The sequence below is a fragment of the Terriglobia bacterium genome (assembly GCA_020073205.1).
Classification (GTDB): domain Bacteria; phylum Acidobacteriota; class Polarisedimenticolia; order Polarisedimenticolales; family JAIQFR01; genus JAIQFR01.
On sequence record JAIQFR010000029.1, the window covers coordinates 13729 to 31820 of the forward strand.

The following is an 18092-nucleotide window of genomic DNA, read 5'->3' on the forward strand; positions in this document are numbered from 1 at the left end:
GGCGTTTGCAAATGGTCAACTCCGACCCGCGGGATGAGGCCCTCTACCGCGAGTCGTTCGCGATCTTGGGGAACGACTTCGAGCACGGCGGGGACGTCGCGACGCGGGTGAAAAGCGTCCTGAAGGAGCTGGGCATCGACGGAGCCCTCGTCCGCCGATTGAGCATCGCGAACTTCGAGGCCGAGATGAACGTGATCATGTACGCCGACGCGGCGGCGCTGGACCTCACCGTGACGCGCGACGAGGTGCGGGTGGTCGTGGCGGATCGTGGGCCGGGGATCCCCGACATCGGGATGGCGATGCAGGAGGGGTACTCCACCGCCACCGCCGAGATGCGGGCGCGGGGATTCGGCGCCGGCATGGGCTTGCCGAACATCCGCAGGAACGCCGACCAGTTCGAGATCGAGTCGGTCCCCGGGTCGGGGACCACGCTCCGCTACGCCGTCCGTCTCGGGTAAGCGAGGAGCCGTGAGCGGCACGATCGTCCACTCCGTCGAATTCGACCGCGCGCTCTGCGTCGCGTGCGTCGCCTGCTGCAAGGCGTGTCCCACCCAGGCGATCCGGGTCCGCGAGGGGCGCGTGGTCGTGGACGGCGAGCGCTGCATCGACTGCGGGGAGTGCATCCGCGCATGCCCTCACGATGCGGTGAGCGCGCGGACCTCGTCGCCGTCGGACCTCAAGAGATTCCGGTACACGGTGGCCATTCCGTCGACCACGCTCTTCTCCCAGTTCGGCGGGGACGTCGAGCCCGCGAGGATCGCGGAGGCCCTTCTGACTCTGGGCTTCGACCGGGTTCACGACATGTCCTGGATGTGCGAGATGGTGGGCCGCGCCGTGGACACCTACCTCTCGGAGTGCGGCGAGCCCTGGCCGAAGATCTCCGTGACCTGCCCCGGGGTGATCCGGCTGATCCAGCTCCGGTACCCCGACCTCGTTCCGCACCTTCTGCCGTTCGAGAGCCCGCGCGAGCTGACGGCGAAGCTCGTGAGAAGGAAGCTCTCCGTCGAGCAGGGCATCCCCGCAAGCGACATCGGGGCCTTCTACATCACCCCCTGCTCGGCCATCATGCACTCCATCCTCTGGCCGGTCGGCCTCGAGGAGTCCTACCTCGACGGCGCGTTCTCGGTGGCGGAGATCTACGGCCCGCTCCGGCGGGCGATCGAAGAGGCGGCCGAGGTCCCCGCCGGCTCCGATTTCAGCCCGAGGGGGCTGAACTGGGCCGTGGCCGGCGGCGAGACCGCGATGATGCGCAGCGGGAACACGCTCACGCTCTCCGGAGTGCAGGACGTCACGTACGTGTTCGACCGGATCGAGTCGGGGAAATTCCGCAGCGTGGACTTCATCGAAGCGTACATCTGTCCCGACGGCTGCGTCTCCGGCCCGCTCCTCATCGAGGGGCGCTACGCCGCCAAGCGGGCCCTCCGCGAGGTGGTGTCCCGGCTCGGCGCGAGAGGGGCCGTGCAGGAGGAGAAGGTCCGCTCGCTCGTTCGCGACCACTTCTTCGATCTCGAGGAGGAGGTCCGGGCCCGGCCGGTCAAGGCGCCGTCGAGGGACCTCAGGGAGGCGGTGCGCCTCAAGCAGGAGAAGGACCACCTCCTTTCGTCGTTCCCGAGGAAGGACTGCGCGGCCTGCGGCGCGCCCACCTGCGAGGCGCTGGCGGAGGACGTGCTTCGCGGCGCCGCCGCGACCGACGACTGCGTCTTCGTCAAGCTCGATCGTCTTGCCCCCCCTCCCGTCGCCCCGGGAGCGGAGGCGACGTCACCGTCCGGGGCGGAGAGGGGGAGCGGCCGGTCGGGACCGCCGCTCCCGGGGGAGGGAACGTGAGTCAGGACATGCTGCTGCTTGAAGTGACCTGCCCGAACTGCGGCGATCTGCTGACGGAGGGCCGCCACGTGCACCTCGGAGGGTACCTCAAGGAAGCCAACCAGGACGGGGACGTCTTCCTGAGCGCCATCTTCGGCGAGTACTCCATCCAATCCGACCTCGCGATTCCCGACGGGGGGATCGCCGAGTTCCGCTGCCCGACGTGCGACATGAGCCTGATGCTCAATACGCCGTGCCGCCTGTGCGGCGCGCCGATGGCGTCGCTCAACCTCAAGACCGGCGGCTACCTGGAGTTCTGCTCGCGCCGTGGCTGCAAGGGGCACGCCCTGGGCGGATTCGGCGACGTCGACGAGATGATCAGCCTGGTCAATCGGATGCTCCACACGCCTCACGATTGAGCGGAGGCCCCTGTCCATGGAAACCCAACGGCAGTACGACTTCAAGCACATGCACTACGTGGGCGAGGAGGGGAAGCTCATTCCTCTCCTCCAGAAGGCGCAGGCCGAAGACGGGTACCTCACGAAGGAGCGCCTGCTCCGCATCCGAGACGAGACCGGCGTCCCGCTCACGCAGATCTACGGCGTGGCGACGTTCTACGCGCAGTTCCGCTTCAAACCGATCGGCAAGCACCTCCTCCGGGTGTGCCACGGCACCGCCTGCCACGTCGCGGGGGCGAAGGACCTCACCGAGGAGATCGAGACGCAGCTCGAGGTCAAGAACGGCGAGACGACGAAGGACGACCTGTTCACCCTCGAGACCGTCTCGTGCCTCGGCTGCTGCAGCTTGGCCCCCGTGATCATGATCGACGAGACCACCCACGCGAACCTCACGCCCTCCGGGGTGAAGAAGGTCCTGAGGAAGTACCAGAGCGGAGAGAAGAAATGACCAAGGTGATCGTCGGCTTCGGGACGTGCGGCATCGCGGCCGGGGCCGAGGAGACGTACCGCGCGCTGGGCCAGGCGCTCGGCGCTCGTGGCGACGGCCTCTCGGTCGCCCGGACCGGCTGCATCGGCATGTGCTACCAGGAGCCCCTCGTGGAGATCCGGGACGACTCCGGGCGGCGCCACCTCTACGGCCGCGTGACCCCGGACCGAGTGAGCCGGCTCGTGCAGGAGCATCTCGGCCAGCACCACCCGGTGGACGAGTGGCTGGTCTGGACCGACGACGGCGCCGGAACCGAGTCGGACTTCCTGGCGAAGCAGGTCCGGATCGCCCTCAGGAACTGCGGGAACATCGACCCGGAGGCGATCGACGACTACCTGGCCGCCGGCGGCTACCAGGCCCTCCGGAAGGTGCTCGACGCGGGCGACCCCGAAGGGCTGATCTCGCAAATGGTGGAGTCCGGACTGCGCGGGCGCGGCGGCGCCGGGTTCCTCACCGGCCTCAAATGGAGGTTCACTCGCCTCGCGAAGGGCGAGCGGAAGTTCGTGATCTGCAACGCGGACGAGGGGGATCCCGGCGCGTTCATGGACCGGTCGGTCCTCGAGGGGGACCCTCATTCGGTCCTGGAGGGGATGGCCATCGCGGCCCATGCCATCGGCGCCGGCGACGGCTACATCTACGCCCGGGCGGAGTACCCTCTCGCGATCCGCCGGCTCAACATCGCCATCGCGCAGGCCGAGCGGCATGGCTACCTGGGCGACGGCATCCTCGGCACCGGCCTCTCCTTTCACGTGAAACTCAAGGAAGGCGCCGGCGCGTTCGTCTGCGGCGAGGAGACCGCGCTCATCGGCTCCATCGAGGGGCGCCGCGGGATGCCGAGGGTGAGGCCGCCCTTCCCCGCCGTGAAGGGGCTCTGGGACTGCCCGACCAACATCAACAACGTCGAGACGTTCGCCAACGTCCCTTGGATCGTCGGGAACGGCCCGCAGGCGTTCGCCGCCCTCGGGACCGCGAACAGCAAGGGGACCAAGGTCTTCGCCATGGCGGGGAAGGTCCGCCGCGGGGGCCTCGTGGAGGTCCCGATGGGGATCTCCATCAAGGAGATCGTCTACGGAGTGTGCGGCGGCATCAAGGAGGGGCGGAAGTTCAAGGCGGTGCAGATGGGCGGCCCGTCGGGTGGCTGCATCCCGTCCGAGCTCCAGGACACCGTGATCGACTACGAGTCGATCAACAAGACGGGGGCGATCATGGGGTCGGGCGGCCTCGTGGTGATGGACGACAGTACCTGCATGGTCGAGGTCGCGCGCTTCTTCCTCGATTTCACCCAGCGCGAGTCCTGCGGCAAATGCACGTTCTGCCGGATCGGGAGCAAGCGGATGCTCGAGGTCCTGACCCGCATCACCGAGGGGGAGGGCAAGGACGGCGACATCGAGATGCTCGAGGACCTCGCCCACCGGGTGAAGAACACCTCCCTCTGCGGGCTCGGTCAGACGGCCCCCAACCCGGTCCTCACCACGCTCAAGTACTTCCGGTCGGAGTACGAGGCCCACATCAGCAACCGGAAGTGCCCGGCCCACCACTGCTCGAAGCTCCTGACCTACAGCATCACGGACGACTGCACCGGCTGCACGCTTTGCGTCAAGGCGTGCCCCACCGGGGCGATCAGCGGCGAGAAGCTCCAGAGGCACGTGATCGACGGAGCGGAGTGCATCGCTTGCGCCGCCTGCTTCAAGGTTTGCCGCGCCGGCGCGGTCCAGAGGGACTGAGCGCGGCGCAACGGACGGAGAACCTCCATGGCCCTCGTCAAGCTCGAGATCGACGGGAAGCGGATCATCGCGGACGGCAACCGGACCGTCCTCGACGTCGCCCGTGAGAACGGGATCCGCACGATCCCGACCCTGTGCCACGACGACCGGCTCGAGCCGTTCGCGTCGTGCTTTCTCTGCGTGGTGAAGGTGAAGGGAGCCCGATCGCTCCTCCCGGCGTGCTCCACGAAGGTCGGTCCCGGAATGGTCGTCGAGACCGACGACCCGGAGATCCGCAGGTCCAGGAAGGCGGCCCTGGAGCTCCTGCTGTCCAACCATTACGCCGACTGCGTCGGCCCGTGCCAGCTCGCCTGCCCGGCGGAAGTGGACATCCAGGGGTACATCGCGCTCGCCGCGCTGGGGAAACACCGGGACGCCGTCCAGCTGATCAAGGAGAAGAACCCCCTGCCGTCGGTCTGCGGACGCGTGTGCACCCGCCCGTGCGAGGTGAAGGGGTGCCGACGCAACCTGCTGGACGAGGCGGTCGGCATCGACTGGATCAAGCGGTACGTCACCGACCTCGACCTCGGCCGCGACGACGCTTGGCGCCCCGAGGTGGCCCCTTTGAACGGGAAGTCGGTCGCCGTCGTGGGAGCGGGGCCGGCCGGGCTTTCGTGCGCCTACTACCTCGCGGTCCGCGGGTACCAGGTGAACCTGTTCGAGGCCCTGCCCGAGGCGGGCGGCATGCTCCGCTACGGCATCCCCGAGTACCGGCTCCCGAAGGACGTTCTCGATCTCGAGATCAATCAGATCCTGAGCCTCGGCGTGCGTCTCAAGACCAACACCCTCCTCGGCCGCGACTTCACGGTCCAGAGCCTGAAGCGAGACGGCCACCAGGCGGTGTACCTGGGCCTCGGCGCGTGGAAGAGCTCGGACATGCGGGTCAAGGGGGAGGACTCCGAGGGCGTCCTCTCGGGCATCGAGTTCCTCAAGAATTTCGGCCTGAGGCGCAAGATCGATCTCCGGGGTCGAGTGCTGGTGATCGGCGGCGGCAACACCGCCATCGATTGCGCCCGCACCGTGCTGCGGCTCGGCGTCAAGGAGGTCCGCCTGCTCTACCGCCGCACCCGGAACGAGATGCCCGCCAACGCCGCCGAGATTCACGAGGCCGAGCAGGAAGGCGTGAACATGGACTTCCTGGTGGCCCCGGTCCGCGTCATCACCGCGGGCGGCCGGGTCAGCGGCCTCGAGTGCCTGAGGATGGAGCTCGGCGAGCCGGACGCCAGCGGGAGGAGGAGCCCGAAGCCGGTGCGTGGCTCCGAGTTCGTCGTGGACGCCGATTTCATCCTGTCCGCCATCGGGCAGGCCACGCGGGTCCCCGAGCTCCTCGACGGACGCGTGCCCGACTTCCTTCCCTTCGGCGAGGTGCTGAACCTCACCCGGTGGCAGACGATCCAGACGAACGAAGGGACCGGCGAGACCAGCGTCGACGGCGTCTTCGCGGGGGGCGACGTGGTCACCGGCGCCGCGACCGCCATCGAGGCGATCGCCGCCGGCCGGAGGGCCGCCCACGCGATCGACGCTTACCTCACCGGCGGAAAGGCCCGGCCGGAGCCGAAGGAGTTCGTGAGCCGCAAGGACACGTTCGCGAAGGTCTCGGTGGCCGACCTGCGGAGCCCGGCGCCGTCGCGGCGCCGTCCGATGCCCCTGCTGTCCGTCGAGGACCGGGTCCGAGGATTCATGGAGGTGGAGCAGGGTTACACCCCCGAGGACGTCGAGAAGGAGGCCCGGCGCTGCCTCGAGTGCGGCTGCACGGCGCTGTTCGAGTGCGACCTGAGGCGCTACGCCACGGAGTACGGCGTCGACATCTCCCGGTTCCTCGGGGAGGCCACGCAGCACAAGGTCGACACGAGCCACCCCCTGATCGAGCTGGACCCGAACAAGTGCATCCTGTGCGGGCGGTGCGTGAGGATCTGCTCCGAGGTGGTCGGCGTGTCGGCCTACGGGTACCTGCAGCGCGGCTTCAGCACGGTGGTCCGCCCCGCCATGGGCGGCTCCCTCCTCGAGACCGATTGCGTGACCTGCGGTCTGTGCATCGGGACCTGTCCCACGGGCGCCATCGCGCAGAAGATCCCGCTGGTGAAGCCGGGGCCCTGGCGGACCCGGCAGGTCCCGTCGATCTGCTCGTTCTGCGGCGTCGGCTGCCGGATCGCGTACGACACGTTCGGGGACACGGTGGTCAAGGTCTCGTCCTCCGAGGACGCCCCGGTCACCTTCGGGAATCATTGCAAGAAGGGGCGGTTCGGGTACGACGTCGTCCACGCGGAGGATCGGCTGGCCAAGGCCAAGGTGAGGGCGGGCCGCGTGCAGCAGGACGCGCCGATCGACGACGCCATTGGCTACGCGGCGATGCGCTTGAGAGAGCTGTCGCGCCGGTACACGGGATCCGAGATGGCGGTGTTCGTCTCGCCGCGCTTCACCAACGAGGAGGCGTACCTCGCCCAGAAGCTGGCGAGGGTGGCGCTCAGGACCCACGACGTCGGATCCCTCGCCCACCTGGTGAATCGCGAGCTTCAGTGCCCGGAGGTCGTCTCGACCGCGACCTATCGCGACGTGGCCGACGCCCAGGTCATCCTCCTCGCCGGATCGCGACTCGACGAGGAGCATTTCGTCGCCGACCTGATCGTCAAGCGCGCGATCCGCGGCGGCGGCAAGCTCGTCTACATCCACCCGGAGGCCAACCCGGTCGCCCGCTTCGCCGAAGTGTTCATCCGCTGCCGGCCAGGAACCGAGGCGCTCGTCCTGCTGGGCATCGTGCAGGAGGTGCTGGCGGCCTCGGGAGCGGCGGCCACGGACCGGCCGTGGCTCGAAGAGGCGCTGGCGGGGCTCGGCGGCGACCGGCTCCTCGAGAGGACGGGGGCGGATCCGGCGCTCGTGAAGGAGGCGGCGCGTCTCGTCGGCCGGAGCCTCCTCAAGGTCCTGATCTTCAACAAGGACTACCGCGGCCCGCGGACCGCGCGGGACGGCCGGGTCTACGCCGCCGCCGCTTCGATCCTGGGTGCCTCGCTCCTCTCGCTTCGCGAAAAGGCGAACATGCAGGGGCTCCTGGACATGGGCTGCTTCCCCGACTGGTTCCCGGGGTACCGGTCGGTCCGCGACGAGAGCGTCGTGGACGATCTCGAGAAGGAGTGGTGCGTCGCGCTCCGGGACCTCGAGACCGCCCCGGCGGATCTCGCCGCGCGGCTCCGCGAGCGCAAGATCAAGGTCGCCGTCGTGCTCGGCGAGGACCCGCTGGGCGACCCGGACTTCCCCGAGGACCTCAAGGCCGGCCTCCTCGCGACGGACTTCCTCGTGGTCGGCGACCTCGTCCTCACCGAGACCGCCAGGGCCGCTCACGTCGTGCTGCCGCTCGGCACCGTGGCGGAGACTTCCGGCACGTACACCAACTCGGAGCGGCGGATCCAGCGGATCGCCCGCGCCGTGCCGCCCGCGACCGGCCTCGAGACGTGGCAGGTGATCGCCCAGCTCGCCGGCAGGATGGGGTACCGGTTCAAGATGAAGTACGCCGACGTCGGCGACGTCATGGAGGAGATCCGCAGGGTCGCGCCGATCTACCGGAACGCCGCGATCGGCGAGCCGGAGGCGGGCTCCGTCTGGGACCTCTCGGGTTTCCCGCTCGCCCGGGTGGAGCCGGACGCGCGCGACCTCTCGGTCGAGGTGGCGCCCGCCCGCACCGTTCACCTCGACCGGATGGAGTCCCGCTTCGACGCCTGGTTCGACGGGCTGATGAACGAGGCGCGCCGCGCCGGCGCGGCGGTGGCCGCGGACTGACGGGAGCGCGCGGGCGCGTCGGGCTCCGGCGGGTGGCTTCGGAGGAAACGGCCATGGGCGATTCGCTTCGGGACGGATCCGTGCTCATCCTGGTCACCCGCGACGGGATGGGTCACGCCGAGGCCCTCCTCCAGCACAAGCTGATCCGGAACTACCTCGGCCTCCTGGACGGGAACGACATGCTGCCGGGGGCCATCGCGTTCTACGGCGAGGGAGTGCGGCTCGCGGTCGAGGGTTCCCCGGTGCTGGATCTCTTGGCGTCGCTCGAGACCAAGGGCGTGCACCTGATCCTCTGCAAGACCTGCGTCGACCATTACGGCATCGCGGAGAAGGTCCGAGCGGGGGTGATCGGGGGGATGGCGGACATCCTCGCGGCCCAGTGGAAGGCGTCGAAGGTGATCACGATCTGAGGAGCGGGGGCCGCGGGGCTCAGTATCCGAGTCTCAGTCCGAGCTCCATCGTCCGCGGCGGTCCCGCGAGGCCGATCGGTCTGCCGAAGTCCGGGGAGATCGCGCGCCCCTCGACGGGGCCCCCGTTGAACCGGTCGAGCAGGTTGAAGATCTGAAGGTACATTTCCCCCTTGGTCCGGCCGTCCCTCGCCGCGAAAGGCTTCGACACCCTCAGGTCGATCTGGTAGAACGCCGGAGCGTGCAGCGACGTCACAGGGGCCAGAAGCGGCTGGCTCCGGATCGCCCGCAACTCGTTCTCCGATGCCCTGACCTCGTTCACCGGTCCGAGCGGGGTGTCTTCGCCCGTGTTGCGCCCAACCCCAGGCGGCCTGTCGGTGGTGATGCCGTCGAGGTTGTCGTCCCGGCCGGTGGTCACGTTGAACGGGACGGGCGAGCTGAGCTGGACGACGCCCGAAGCTCGGAGTCCCATCCAGGGCAGCGCGGACGCCCCTGAGATCACGATCCGGTGCCGCCGGTCGGCGTCCGACGGACCCCTCTCGCCGGAGAGATTCACGGAATCCGGAGGCAGGTAGATCCCGCCCTTGAGCGGGTCCGGCCCCAGGTCCTCGGCCCGCGACCAAGTGTACGACGCCTGATACCAGCTCGTCTTCCCTCGCCAGCGCCAGCCCAGGGTCGCTCCGGTGTACCAGCTTTCCCCCTCCGTCGTGATGGCGGCGATCGACCCCGGCGGGCTGGCGGCGTGCACGGGCGTGCAGGAGTCCCGGAACTTCGGGTCCGGGTTCGCCGGATCCGGTCCCGCGCAACTGCGGACGCCGATGACCGGGTTGAGGTCCCTCATGAGGGGGAGGTGATGCCCGCGCGCGCGCACGAGCTCGAGCTGCGCGGCGCCGCCCGTTCCCACGGCGACCTCCGCGCCGAGGGAGCTCTCGACGGAGTACGGGGTGTCGAGCCGCGTTCCGGTGGAGAAACGGAGGATCAGCTCGTCAGGGAAGATGAGGAAGTCCTTGACGTAGTTTCCGCCCCCGAGCTTCTCCACGGCGTCTTCGGTGAGGGCGACGGTCTTGTCTCCGACCGGCACCTCGAGCGTCGTGCCCTGGACCGGCAGGATCCCGATCCTCGTTCCCGAGGTGATGGCGGCGACGGCGGGGAACCCGAGCGAGAGCTTGTCGTAGAAGACGCCTCCCCCGCCCCGAACGACGAGCCGCCCGCTCCCGGGTGTGAACGTGAAGCCCAGTCGGGGGGCGAGGTTGTTCCGGTCCTCGGGGGCCCCGCCGTTCGGGATCGGCGAATCGACCCGGGCGCTCGGCGGCAGGCGGAACGTGTCGAGGTCGTAGCGCAAACCGTAGTCGAGGACCACCCTGGACCCGAGCCGCCAGGTATCCTGCGCGAACAACGCGATCTGGTTGTCGTACAGATTCGCCGCCGGCTCGCCCTCGATGAGCTGGTAGACCGTGGGGTAGGTGCCGATGTCCGCCCGATCCATGCCGGTCTCCCAGGGCTGGCACGGGATGATCGGATACGTTCCGTTGCGGATCGCGGCGGTCACCTGCGACGGGGTCACGGAACAGCTGTTCGAATCGTACGGCGTGTCCGTCGAGTACAGGAAGTTGCCGTTGGGGTTGAACCGGGTGCGAACGTCGGTCCGCGAGCGCGCGAAGTCGAGGCCGAACTTGGCCGTGTGGCTCCCGCCCCTCCAGGTGACGTTGTCGACGAGCTGGAACTTGTCCTCCCGGCGGAGCTGACGGTTGAGGTTGTTGCCGCCGAAGCTTCCGGACGGCCGATCCACCCCGGGCCGGCTCGAGTTCGCCTGCTGATCGAAGTCGGAGGACGAGACCAGGAGCCGCGCCTCGTGGATCACGTTGGGGGAGAGCACCGAGGTGAGCGTGCTGGCGAGCTGGACGTCGTGTTCGTCGAGCCGGAACCCGGTCTCCGGGGTGGTCCGGCCGCCGACGTTCAGGTCCTCGGTGGACCTCGCGTCCGCGGAGAGCCGGACCATCAAGAACTGCGAGGGGGTGAGGACGAAGTCGGTCCTGAGGAAGACGTTGTCGTCCGCCGCCGGGGCGATCACGAAGCCTCCCGGCGCCCCGTTCCGTCCCACGCCGACGTACGGGACGACCCGGTCATCGCGCTGGCGCTCGTACGCGGCGAAGTAGAACGCCTGATCCTCGCGGATCGGCCCGCCGACGCGGAATCCGAGCTGGTACTGATCACCGGTCCGCGGTGATCCCTCCGGATTCGGCAGCCCTGAAACGAACGTGCCGGGGGAGTTCCAGGACGCCGCACCGCGCTGCACGAAGAACTCGCCCGTTTCCTCGTTGCCCCCCTGGCGGGTGACGATGTTGAAGATACCCCCGCTCGCCCTCCCGAACTCCGCCGCGTACCGGCTCGTGTTGAGGACCATGTCCTGCACGACGAGCTGGGAGAAGAACGAGTTCATGGACGTGCCGCTGGTTTCGTCGTTGTTGTCGAGGCCGTCCACCAGGAAGGAATTCGAACGCCCGGACTGGCCGTTGACCACGAAGACCGCGCCCCGCTCCCCGAAGAAGTCGGCGGTGGGGGCCTGTCGAACGGACGCATCGAGGAGCGGGAGGTCGGTGACGACGCGCCCGGCGATCGGAATGGAGTCGGCGATCGAATCCCCGACCCGCATCTCCGATCCGACCCGCTGGTTGTCCACGATCGGCGGCTCGGCACGGACCGTCACCTTCTCCGCGAGGCCCTTTCCGAGCGTGAGTTCGATCGACGTCGCTTCCTGCAGGAGGAGCGTGACGGTGCGGGAATCGCTGGACGTCCCGTCGGTGAGCGAGGCCGCCACGACCCAGATTCCCGGGGGGAGCGAATTCATCTGAAAACGCCCTCGGGCATCGGAGGTCGTGACGCGGACGACGCCGGTCGTCTCCGACCTCGCCCGCACGTCCGCTCCCGCGACGGGCTTGCCGTCGAGCCCCCGGACCGTTCCGCGGAGCGAGGAGGAGGCGGATTGCCCCCACGCGACCGAGAGCCAGCACAGAGCGATCACCAGGAGGAGGATGCGTCGGCCCGGTCGCGCCACCCTGCTCACTTCAGTGCCCGTAATGACCCCAGCAGCCGTTGCCGCCCGTTTCCATCGCGTAGACCACGAAATAGGACTGCGAGGGAGTGCCGCTCCAGCAGGTGGAGAGCCCCACGTCGCTCAACAGCGAGAAATTCGCCTCCGACGTGGGCGAGTCCGCGCCGAGGACTCGGTAGTTGACGACGCCCGGATCCCCGAGGGCATTCCAGCACAGCTGGACGTTGCCGCCGCCGAGGTTGGTCTCGACGAGCCCCGTGACTTCCGAGGTGGCCGGGCAGGCCGTTCGCTTCAAGACCTCGATGGGGTAGACGTTGCTGGGATCGCCGTAGACCTGCGTCGGGTAGACGAGACTCTCGTAGCGCGTGGCGATCCCGCTGTCACGGTCGGTGAAATTCGACAGGGAGGTGATCGTGAAGTAATACGGGGTTCCGAAGAGGAGTCCCGAGACGGTCGCCGACGGCCCGGCGAACGACACCTGTCCCGGATGGCCGTCCGAGTCGAACGCGTACGGGGTCGAGCCGCCGGAGTCCGTGTCCCAGTACACCTTGTAGCCGCTGATCCGGTGGGTGTCCTGTCCAGGATCCCAGTTGAGGCTCACCGTGCTGGTCGTGGCGGATGGCGCCGTGATGGTTCGCGGCGGGAAGAGGCCGAAGCCGATGTTCGACAGGTCGACCGTGGTGAAGAACGGGTAGTTGCCATTGACATCCGCGGGTCCCGCGTCGGTCGGCGACTGGACCATCGCGACGGATCCGAGATACGGCACCTGCCAGAGATCGACGACCGTGCGGACCTGCTCGAAGTTCAGGAATGAGCAGGAGGACGTTCCCCAGACGCAGAACTCCGCGACGTTCCGGACCAGGAGCGCGTTGAACGTGTGGCCGGACGGGACGGTGACGACGCCTCCCTTCACGACCTTCGACCCCTGGCGCCCCGCGTAGGTCTGGCCGCCGGTCGTGCAGGCGTTGATGTAGAGCGTGTTGAACGCGATGTCGTTGTTCGTGCCGCAATGCTGGTTGTAGACGTTCTGCTCGCACGCGAACGTCCCGCTCTGCCAAACATCCCCCGCGGTGAAGTAGTAGGTCGCGGCGTCGGGGTGCGAGAACCTCCACAGCGGGACCGGGGTCCTCGTGGTGGTGTCGGTCGTATAGCAGAACCGGTTCTCGCTCGAGGGGTCGGGCGTGGAGAATCCCGTCCACCACCCCTCGTGCTGCGCTCCGGCCCGGATCCAGATCGTCACGTCGCCCGCGCGATCCTCCCGTTGCGCGACATCGTTCGTCCGATCGATGTTGTGGGCGACCGCGGTGGCGAAGTTCTTGTCCGTCCGCTCGAGCACGGCTCCGGGGGCGTTGTAGCCGCACCGGGCTGCGTTGCACGTCTCGCTGGAGTTCACGGGGGTCGTTGTCGAGGCGACTTCGGTTCCGGCCGTCGTCACCGAGAAGTCCCAGCTGCTGGCGCTCGCGACGTCCGCCTCGGTGGCGTAATGCTGCGCCGTCAGCGCGGAAAGCGACACTCCGACTCCGGGGTCCCATCCGTAGTTGAGGCCGGAGTAGGTGCCCCTCCACAGCTGATCCACGTAGATTCTGAGGTCCGCGGCGCCGGAAATCGCCTTCTCGAGGACCATCGCGCCGGCGGGCGAGACGCCTCCGGTCTCGGCGACGACCCCCACCAAGGGATCGACCCAGCGGTACAGTGTCACCGCGGGGCCGAACGCGCCGCGGCCGTCCGGCTCGTCGGCGACGACCGCGCGCTGCAGCGCCGACTCGTGCGGTCCGGTGGGTAGATGCACCCACCCGACCCCGACGGTCTCGATCTCGATCCTGAGATGCCGGACGCTCGCGCCCTCCCTCAGATCGAGAGACAGCGTCCGGCGGGTCCCCGGCCGCAGGTCTTCCGGAGTCCGATCCGGGAGGATCCAGCGGGCCGCAGCGTCGCCGCCCGACGGATCGGTATAGATCGCCACCTCCGTCGACTCGACGGACCGGACGTGGCTGGCCCGATAACGGTCGGTCACGGTGAGGACCTTCCCCTCGACGTCGATCGTCCGCTCGAGGGTTTCCTGAGAGCTGAACCCCGTGAGGTCCCAGCGCGTCCTCGACTCGGGAAGCGACATCTCGCCGGGCAAGGCCACCGTGGTATCCACTCGTGCCAGGCGTATCTGGCGCACCACGGCCGCATCAGCGCGCGCGGCGAGCGCACAGACGGCGACCGCGAGTGTAGCGACACTCCTGATTCGCATCATTGACCCTTTCTTCCCCCGATGGCGACCGGTCCCCACGGGGATCGCGAGGTGGACCTCCCTTTTACCTGCGTCCCTCCGTGAACGCAAGCGGCCATGCGGATCGAGTTCGTCTTACTTTCGACCGAGTGCGTCTTCCGCTTCGGAGATCCAGTCCGGCGCGTCGGGGTCCCCGCTCTCCGCGGACCGTCTCGCCGCGAGGACCGCCTCCTCGTAAGCCTGTCGCGCTTCGCTCTCGAGCCCGTTGGCTCGAAGAGCCTCCGCGAAAGCCAGCCGATTCGCGGGGTAACCTCCTTCGATCTCGACGGCGCGCCGTGCGTGCTCGAGCCCCTTCTCGGAATCACCCGGGCCGGTCGGCCATCCCGGAGCCCGCAAGTGGAGCAGCGCGAGCGCCCGATCCGGCCCGCCGTGGTCGAGCCCCGGGGCGGCCTGAGCTGCGCGCTCGAACGCCTGCACCATCTTCGGCAGCGCCGAGAGCGCGGTGGCAGGCCGCTCGCGCGCTTGGACCCCGAGGGCGACGCCGAGCCAGTAAGAGCACGCGGGATCGTCGGGCGCGATCCGCCCGCACCATTGCGCGGCCTCCACCGCGGAGCCGGCCGATTCGTTCCTCGCCGCCGGGTCGGGCTCGTGATCCGCGAGCCAAACGCGCGCCTTCACGGCGCCCAGGACCCCCGCGACGCTCGTCCGGTCCGCGGCGGCCACCCTGAGCCACGTCCCGGCGGCCTCCCGAACCGACGGGAGGTCCCGGCGGGCGTACAGCGCCTCGGCTCGCGATACGAGGACTTCGACCTCTTCGCGCGGCGTCGGCGCCGTCTCCCCGGCGATCGCATCGAGGGGACGCGGCTCTCTGAGGGCTCGGGCGCATCCTGCCGGCAGCAGCAGGGTCAGAGCGACCAGGAGCGCGATCCTCACCGGGGCGATGCCTCGGCGGCGGCGTAGGCTTTCCGCGCCGCCTCGATGCCCGCGAGGTCGGCGGCCTCGAACCGCACCATCTGCATCGCCTTCAGCGCATCGGCGCCTTCCGACGTCTTGTGGAGACCCGGAAGTGCCTCGAGCAGCGCTTCAAACCGCCGGCCCTTCGCACGGTTCCTCACCGTGCAGAGCAGCGTTCCCGGCAGCGGCTTGGCGCGGTACACCGTCTCGACCTTCGCCGCGAGCGGCAGCGAGGCGAGCGCGGTCGACTGCGCGGCGTCGAGGAGCGCGGCGATTCTCTCCCCGGCCGCCGCCCGGCGGAGCGCGGACAGGATCGAAGGGGAGAACCTCACCGTCGTGGAGGACGGGAGCGCTCCCCAGGGTCCCAGGACCGGGCCGCGGACGAAGGCGGGTGCGTAGCCGGGCGCACCCACGACCTCGAAGCCCTCGAGCGCCGCGACGGACGGAATCGCCCCGCTCCTGGCGACGAGGCTCCAGCTTTCCGTGGCGCCCGACTCCCGGACCACCTCGAGGCGCGGCGCGAGCCCGAGCGACGGGCCGTGCTTCAGGTAGAAAGGGAGCGGCACGAGCGCGAGCGCCGCGTCGTCCTGTGCCAGCCGGGCGAGCCCCGGCTCCTCTCTCTCGTGATAGACCGCGGAGAGGCCTCCGGCCGGCCAGCCGGCCGCGCGCGCCGCGGCGGCCGCGAACGTGTCCATCACCGGGCGCGCTTGCGCCGTCGTGCCGGGGTATCCCGGTGCGCAGATCACGAGGACTGTCGGGGACGGCGGTTCCGCCGGGACCGCCGGGAGGACGAGGAGCACGATCGCGACGAGAAGCGCTTTGCGCATGGCTCTGCTCACTCCGAGGCCGGCGCCGCGGGGACGGCGTCCGGCCGGTGACGGCCGAGGATCCACAGCGCCGCGGGGAGCGCGGTGAAATCGGCCAGCATCGAAAGGACGAATGCGAGCGCCGAGAGGATACCCAGCTCCCGCATGGGCGGAAGGTCCGACAGCGCGAACGCCAGGAATCCCCCGGCGTTGATCATCGTGGCGAAGAAGATCGCCCGCCCCGAAATGAGGAGCGTGTGCCGCAGGCCGTCTTCCACGGAGCCGTTTCGCCTCGCCTCGCTGAAGTGATAGAAGAAGTGGATCTGGTCGTTCTCCGAGGTGCCGAGAACCGTCGAGGCGATGAGAATCGTCGCGACGTTGAGCCCGATCCCCGCGAGGCGCATGAACCCGAACATCGCGAGGATCGCGAATAGCGAAGGGATCATGGCCATCAGCCGCGCCGGGCCGCTCCTGAAGAGCAGGAGGAACGTGAGGAAGATGACCGCCGCGGTCAGGAGAAAGCTGTCGACCAGGGTCGGCACGAGGTGGTAGGCGATCTTGGCCTGGAGCCGCTCGGTGCCCACCGTCGAGATGCGGAACGGCTCGAGGGCCGGATCGCGGGCCACCGCCTCCTTCCAGAGCCCCGCGATCCGCCGGTCCAGGTCGAGGAAGCCCTCGTACCGATCCACGCGGCTCAAGACCGTGATGTGAGTCTCTGACAGCGTCGCGACGTCGACGAACGAGCGAAGCTCCGGCTCCTGGAGCAGGAGGTTTTCGAGCTGTGCCGAGGCCGCCTCGAGCCCCGCTCGGTCCTCCGGGAGGCGGTCGCCGAGCCCGGAAACGTACTGGAGGAGACGGAGGACGGTCGTCGGCCCGACCGCGGAGCCCACTCGCTCGTCCGCCTCGAGCGCGCGAGAGAAGCGGTCGAGGCCCAGCAGCACCTCGGGCCGGACGACGCTGCCCGGCGGTCCGGCGAGCCAGACCTCCGTGACCGAGAGGCTCGGAAGGAGCTGCTGCACCCGCCGCGTGTCCTGCGCGAGCCTCACGCCCGGATCGATGTAGTCGAGGGCGTCGCTCTCGAGGCTCATCGGCGCGACCACGCCCTTGAGGCCGAAGAGAGCCACGGCGCCCGCCGCGCAGAAGGCGAGCGACGCGGGCACGAGCACCCACCGCCAGCGGAACGTGAAGGCCGGCAGGCGCTCCGCGAGGCGGACGAACCAGCGCCCGCCGCGGACGGAGCGCTCCTGCTGGGTCGGCGTCCTCAGGATCCTCTGGAGCGCCGGGAACAGCGTGAACACCACCCCCCAGGTGATCAGGATCCCCGCGGCGACCCAGATCCCCATCTCGCGGATCGGCCGGATGTGCGATACCGCCAGCGCCGCGAATCCGACCGCGGTGGCGAACAGCGACGCGGTGCAAGGGAGGAACTTGTTGGCGAGGGTGTCGACCTGGTGGTCGTCGAGCGGCCGGCCCGCCGGGTGCTCCACGAACCTCGAATGGATGTACACGAGCGTCGCCGTGCAGGTCACGAGGACCGTCATGGGCACGAGCGACGAGACGATCGTGATGACGTCTCCGGAGAGGCCCGCGTATCCCACCGTGAGGGCCAGGCTCGAGGCGATCGTGGCGAGGAACGCCGAGAGGGCCCGGAACGACCGGTAGAGGAAGAGGATCAGCAAGACGACGAACGCGCCGAACAGCGGGAAGGACCTGAGCGCCGCGTCGCGGGTCGCGTCCTCGAAGTAGCCGTTGACGTACGGCTCCCCCGTCTTCCGGAGCGCCAGCAGAGGCTTCGGATCCATGACGGTCGGATCGACCGCGAGGTTCACGGCGTCGAGGACCACTCGGCGCTCCTCGGGCGAGCGGACGTCGAAGGAGAGGACGATCGAGAGGAACCGGGCTCCCACGAGCCCCTGCCGCGCGAAGAGATCGGTATCCGTCGCGAATTCCCGGAACGCCGCGCATCGCGCCGGGGTCGGCTGGAACCCTCCTTGCGTCCGGCGGAAGATCGACAGGACCGACTCGACGCCGACCCCGCGGATCTTCTCGAGTCGCCGCTCGATCTCGTCGAGCCGCTTCAGGACGCCCGGAGAGAACGGGTCCGCCGCCTCCGCGACGAGGATCGCGGATTCCGAGTGCCCGAACACCTTGGCGAACGCCTCGGCCGCGACGTAGTCGGGATCGGTGCGCACCACGAGACGCTCGACCGAGTCGTCCTGGCCGACTGCGAGCGCGAACCGGATCCCCGGCACCAGGAGCAGCGCGTGGAACCCGACGACCCACCAGCGCTTCGCGATGATGAACCGGAAGACGCGGCGCAGGATGCGCGGTCCATCGGGGCTGCCGCCAGAGGTCAACGACGGTCCTCGCCTC

The 18092-nt window shown here is 69.2% G+C and carries 12 protein-coding genes; 7 read left to right on the plus strand and 5 right to left on the minus strand.

Annotated elements, in window-relative coordinates; translation table 11 throughout:
* Nucleotides 1–11: 11 nt before the first annotated feature.
* From LAO51_08175 to LAO51_08205, 7 genes are read left to right on the plus strand one after another with little or no spacing between them, the layout of a single operon-like run.
* Nucleotides 12–458, plus strand: coding sequence for an anti-sigma regulatory factor (locus tag LAO51_08175; protein MBZ5638719.1), 447 nt, complete (start codon nucleotides 12–14; stop codon nucleotides 456–458).
* A gap of 10 nt (nucleotides 459–468) precedes the next feature.
* Complete coding sequence (locus LAO51_08180; GenBank protein MBZ5638720.1) at nucleotides 469–1824, plus strand: 4Fe-4S dicluster domain-containing protein; 1356 nt, start codon at nucleotides 469–471, stop codon at nucleotides 1822–1824.
* A complete protein-coding gene (locus tag LAO51_08185; GenBank protein ID MBZ5638721.1) occupies nucleotides 1821–2222 on the plus strand; it encodes a hypothetical protein in 402 nt (133 codons plus the stop codon). Before LAO51_08180 ends, LAO51_08185 begins: the two co-directional genes overlap by 4 nt.
* A 16-nt stretch (nucleotides 2223–2238) precedes the next feature.
* Complete coding sequence (gene nuoE, locus LAO51_08190; protein ID MBZ5638722.1) at nucleotides 2239–2709, plus strand: NADH-quinone oxidoreductase subunit NuoE; 471 nt, start codon at nucleotides 2239–2241, stop codon at nucleotides 2707–2709.
* Complete coding sequence (locus LAO51_08195) at nucleotides 2706–4472, plus strand: NADH-quinone oxidoreductase subunit NuoF (GenBank protein MBZ5638723.1); 1767 nt, start codon at nucleotides 2706–2708, stop codon at nucleotides 4470–4472. Before nuoE ends, LAO51_08195 begins: the two co-directional genes overlap by 4 nt.
* 27 nt (nucleotides 4473–4499) lie before the next feature.
* On the plus strand, nucleotides 4500–8282 hold the full coding sequence (locus LAO51_08200) for an FAD-dependent oxidoreductase (GenBank protein ID MBZ5638724.1): 3783 nt from the start codon (nucleotides 4500–4502) through the stop codon (nucleotides 8280–8282).
* A gap of 53 nt (nucleotides 8283–8335) precedes the next feature.
* Entirely contained in the window at nucleotides 8336–8692 is a 357-nt protein-coding gene (locus tag LAO51_08205) for a DsrE family protein (protein ID MBZ5638725.1), read from the plus strand.
* A gap of 19 nt (nucleotides 8693–8711) precedes the next feature.
* On the opposite strand, the gene LAO51_08210 is transcribed toward LAO51_08205, so the two are convergent.
* The 5 genes from LAO51_08210 to LAO51_08230 all read right to left on the minus strand — a co-directional run bounded on the left by LAO51_08210 (nucleotide 8712) and on the right by LAO51_08230 (nucleotide 18076).
* Nucleotides 8712–11744: a TonB-dependent receptor gene (locus tag LAO51_08210; GenBank protein ID MBZ5638726.1), complete on the minus strand. Its 3033-nt coding sequence runs from the start codon at nucleotides 11742–11744 to the stop codon at nucleotides 8712–8714.
* A gap of 10 nt (nucleotides 11745–11754) precedes the next feature.
* Complete coding sequence (locus LAO51_08215) at nucleotides 11755–13908, minus strand: fibronectin type III domain-containing protein (GenBank protein ID MBZ5638727.1); 2154 nt, start codon at nucleotides 13906–13908, stop codon at nucleotides 11755–11757.
* A 186-nt stretch (nucleotides 13909–14094) separates the two neighbouring features.
* Complete coding sequence (locus tag LAO51_08220; GenBank protein MBZ5638728.1) at nucleotides 14095–14892, minus strand: TRAP transporter TatT component family protein; 798 nt, start codon at nucleotides 14890–14892, stop codon at nucleotides 14095–14097.
* Nucleotides 14889–15740, minus strand: a complete 852-nt coding sequence (locus LAO51_08225) for a phosphate/phosphite/phosphonate ABC transporter substrate-binding protein (protein ID MBZ5638729.1) — start codon at nucleotides 15738–15740, stop codon at nucleotides 14889–14891. The genes LAO51_08220 and LAO51_08225 overlap by 4 nt, the downstream gene beginning before the upstream one ends.
* A gap of 8 nt (nucleotides 15741–15748) precedes the next feature.
* Nucleotides 15749–18076 carry an MMPL family transporter gene (locus LAO51_08230; protein MBZ5638730.1) on the minus strand — a complete coding sequence of 776 codons (2328 nt, stop codon included), beginning with the start codon at nucleotides 18074–18076 and terminating at the stop codon, nucleotides 15749–15751.
* Nucleotides 18077–18092: the final 16 nt, after the last annotated feature.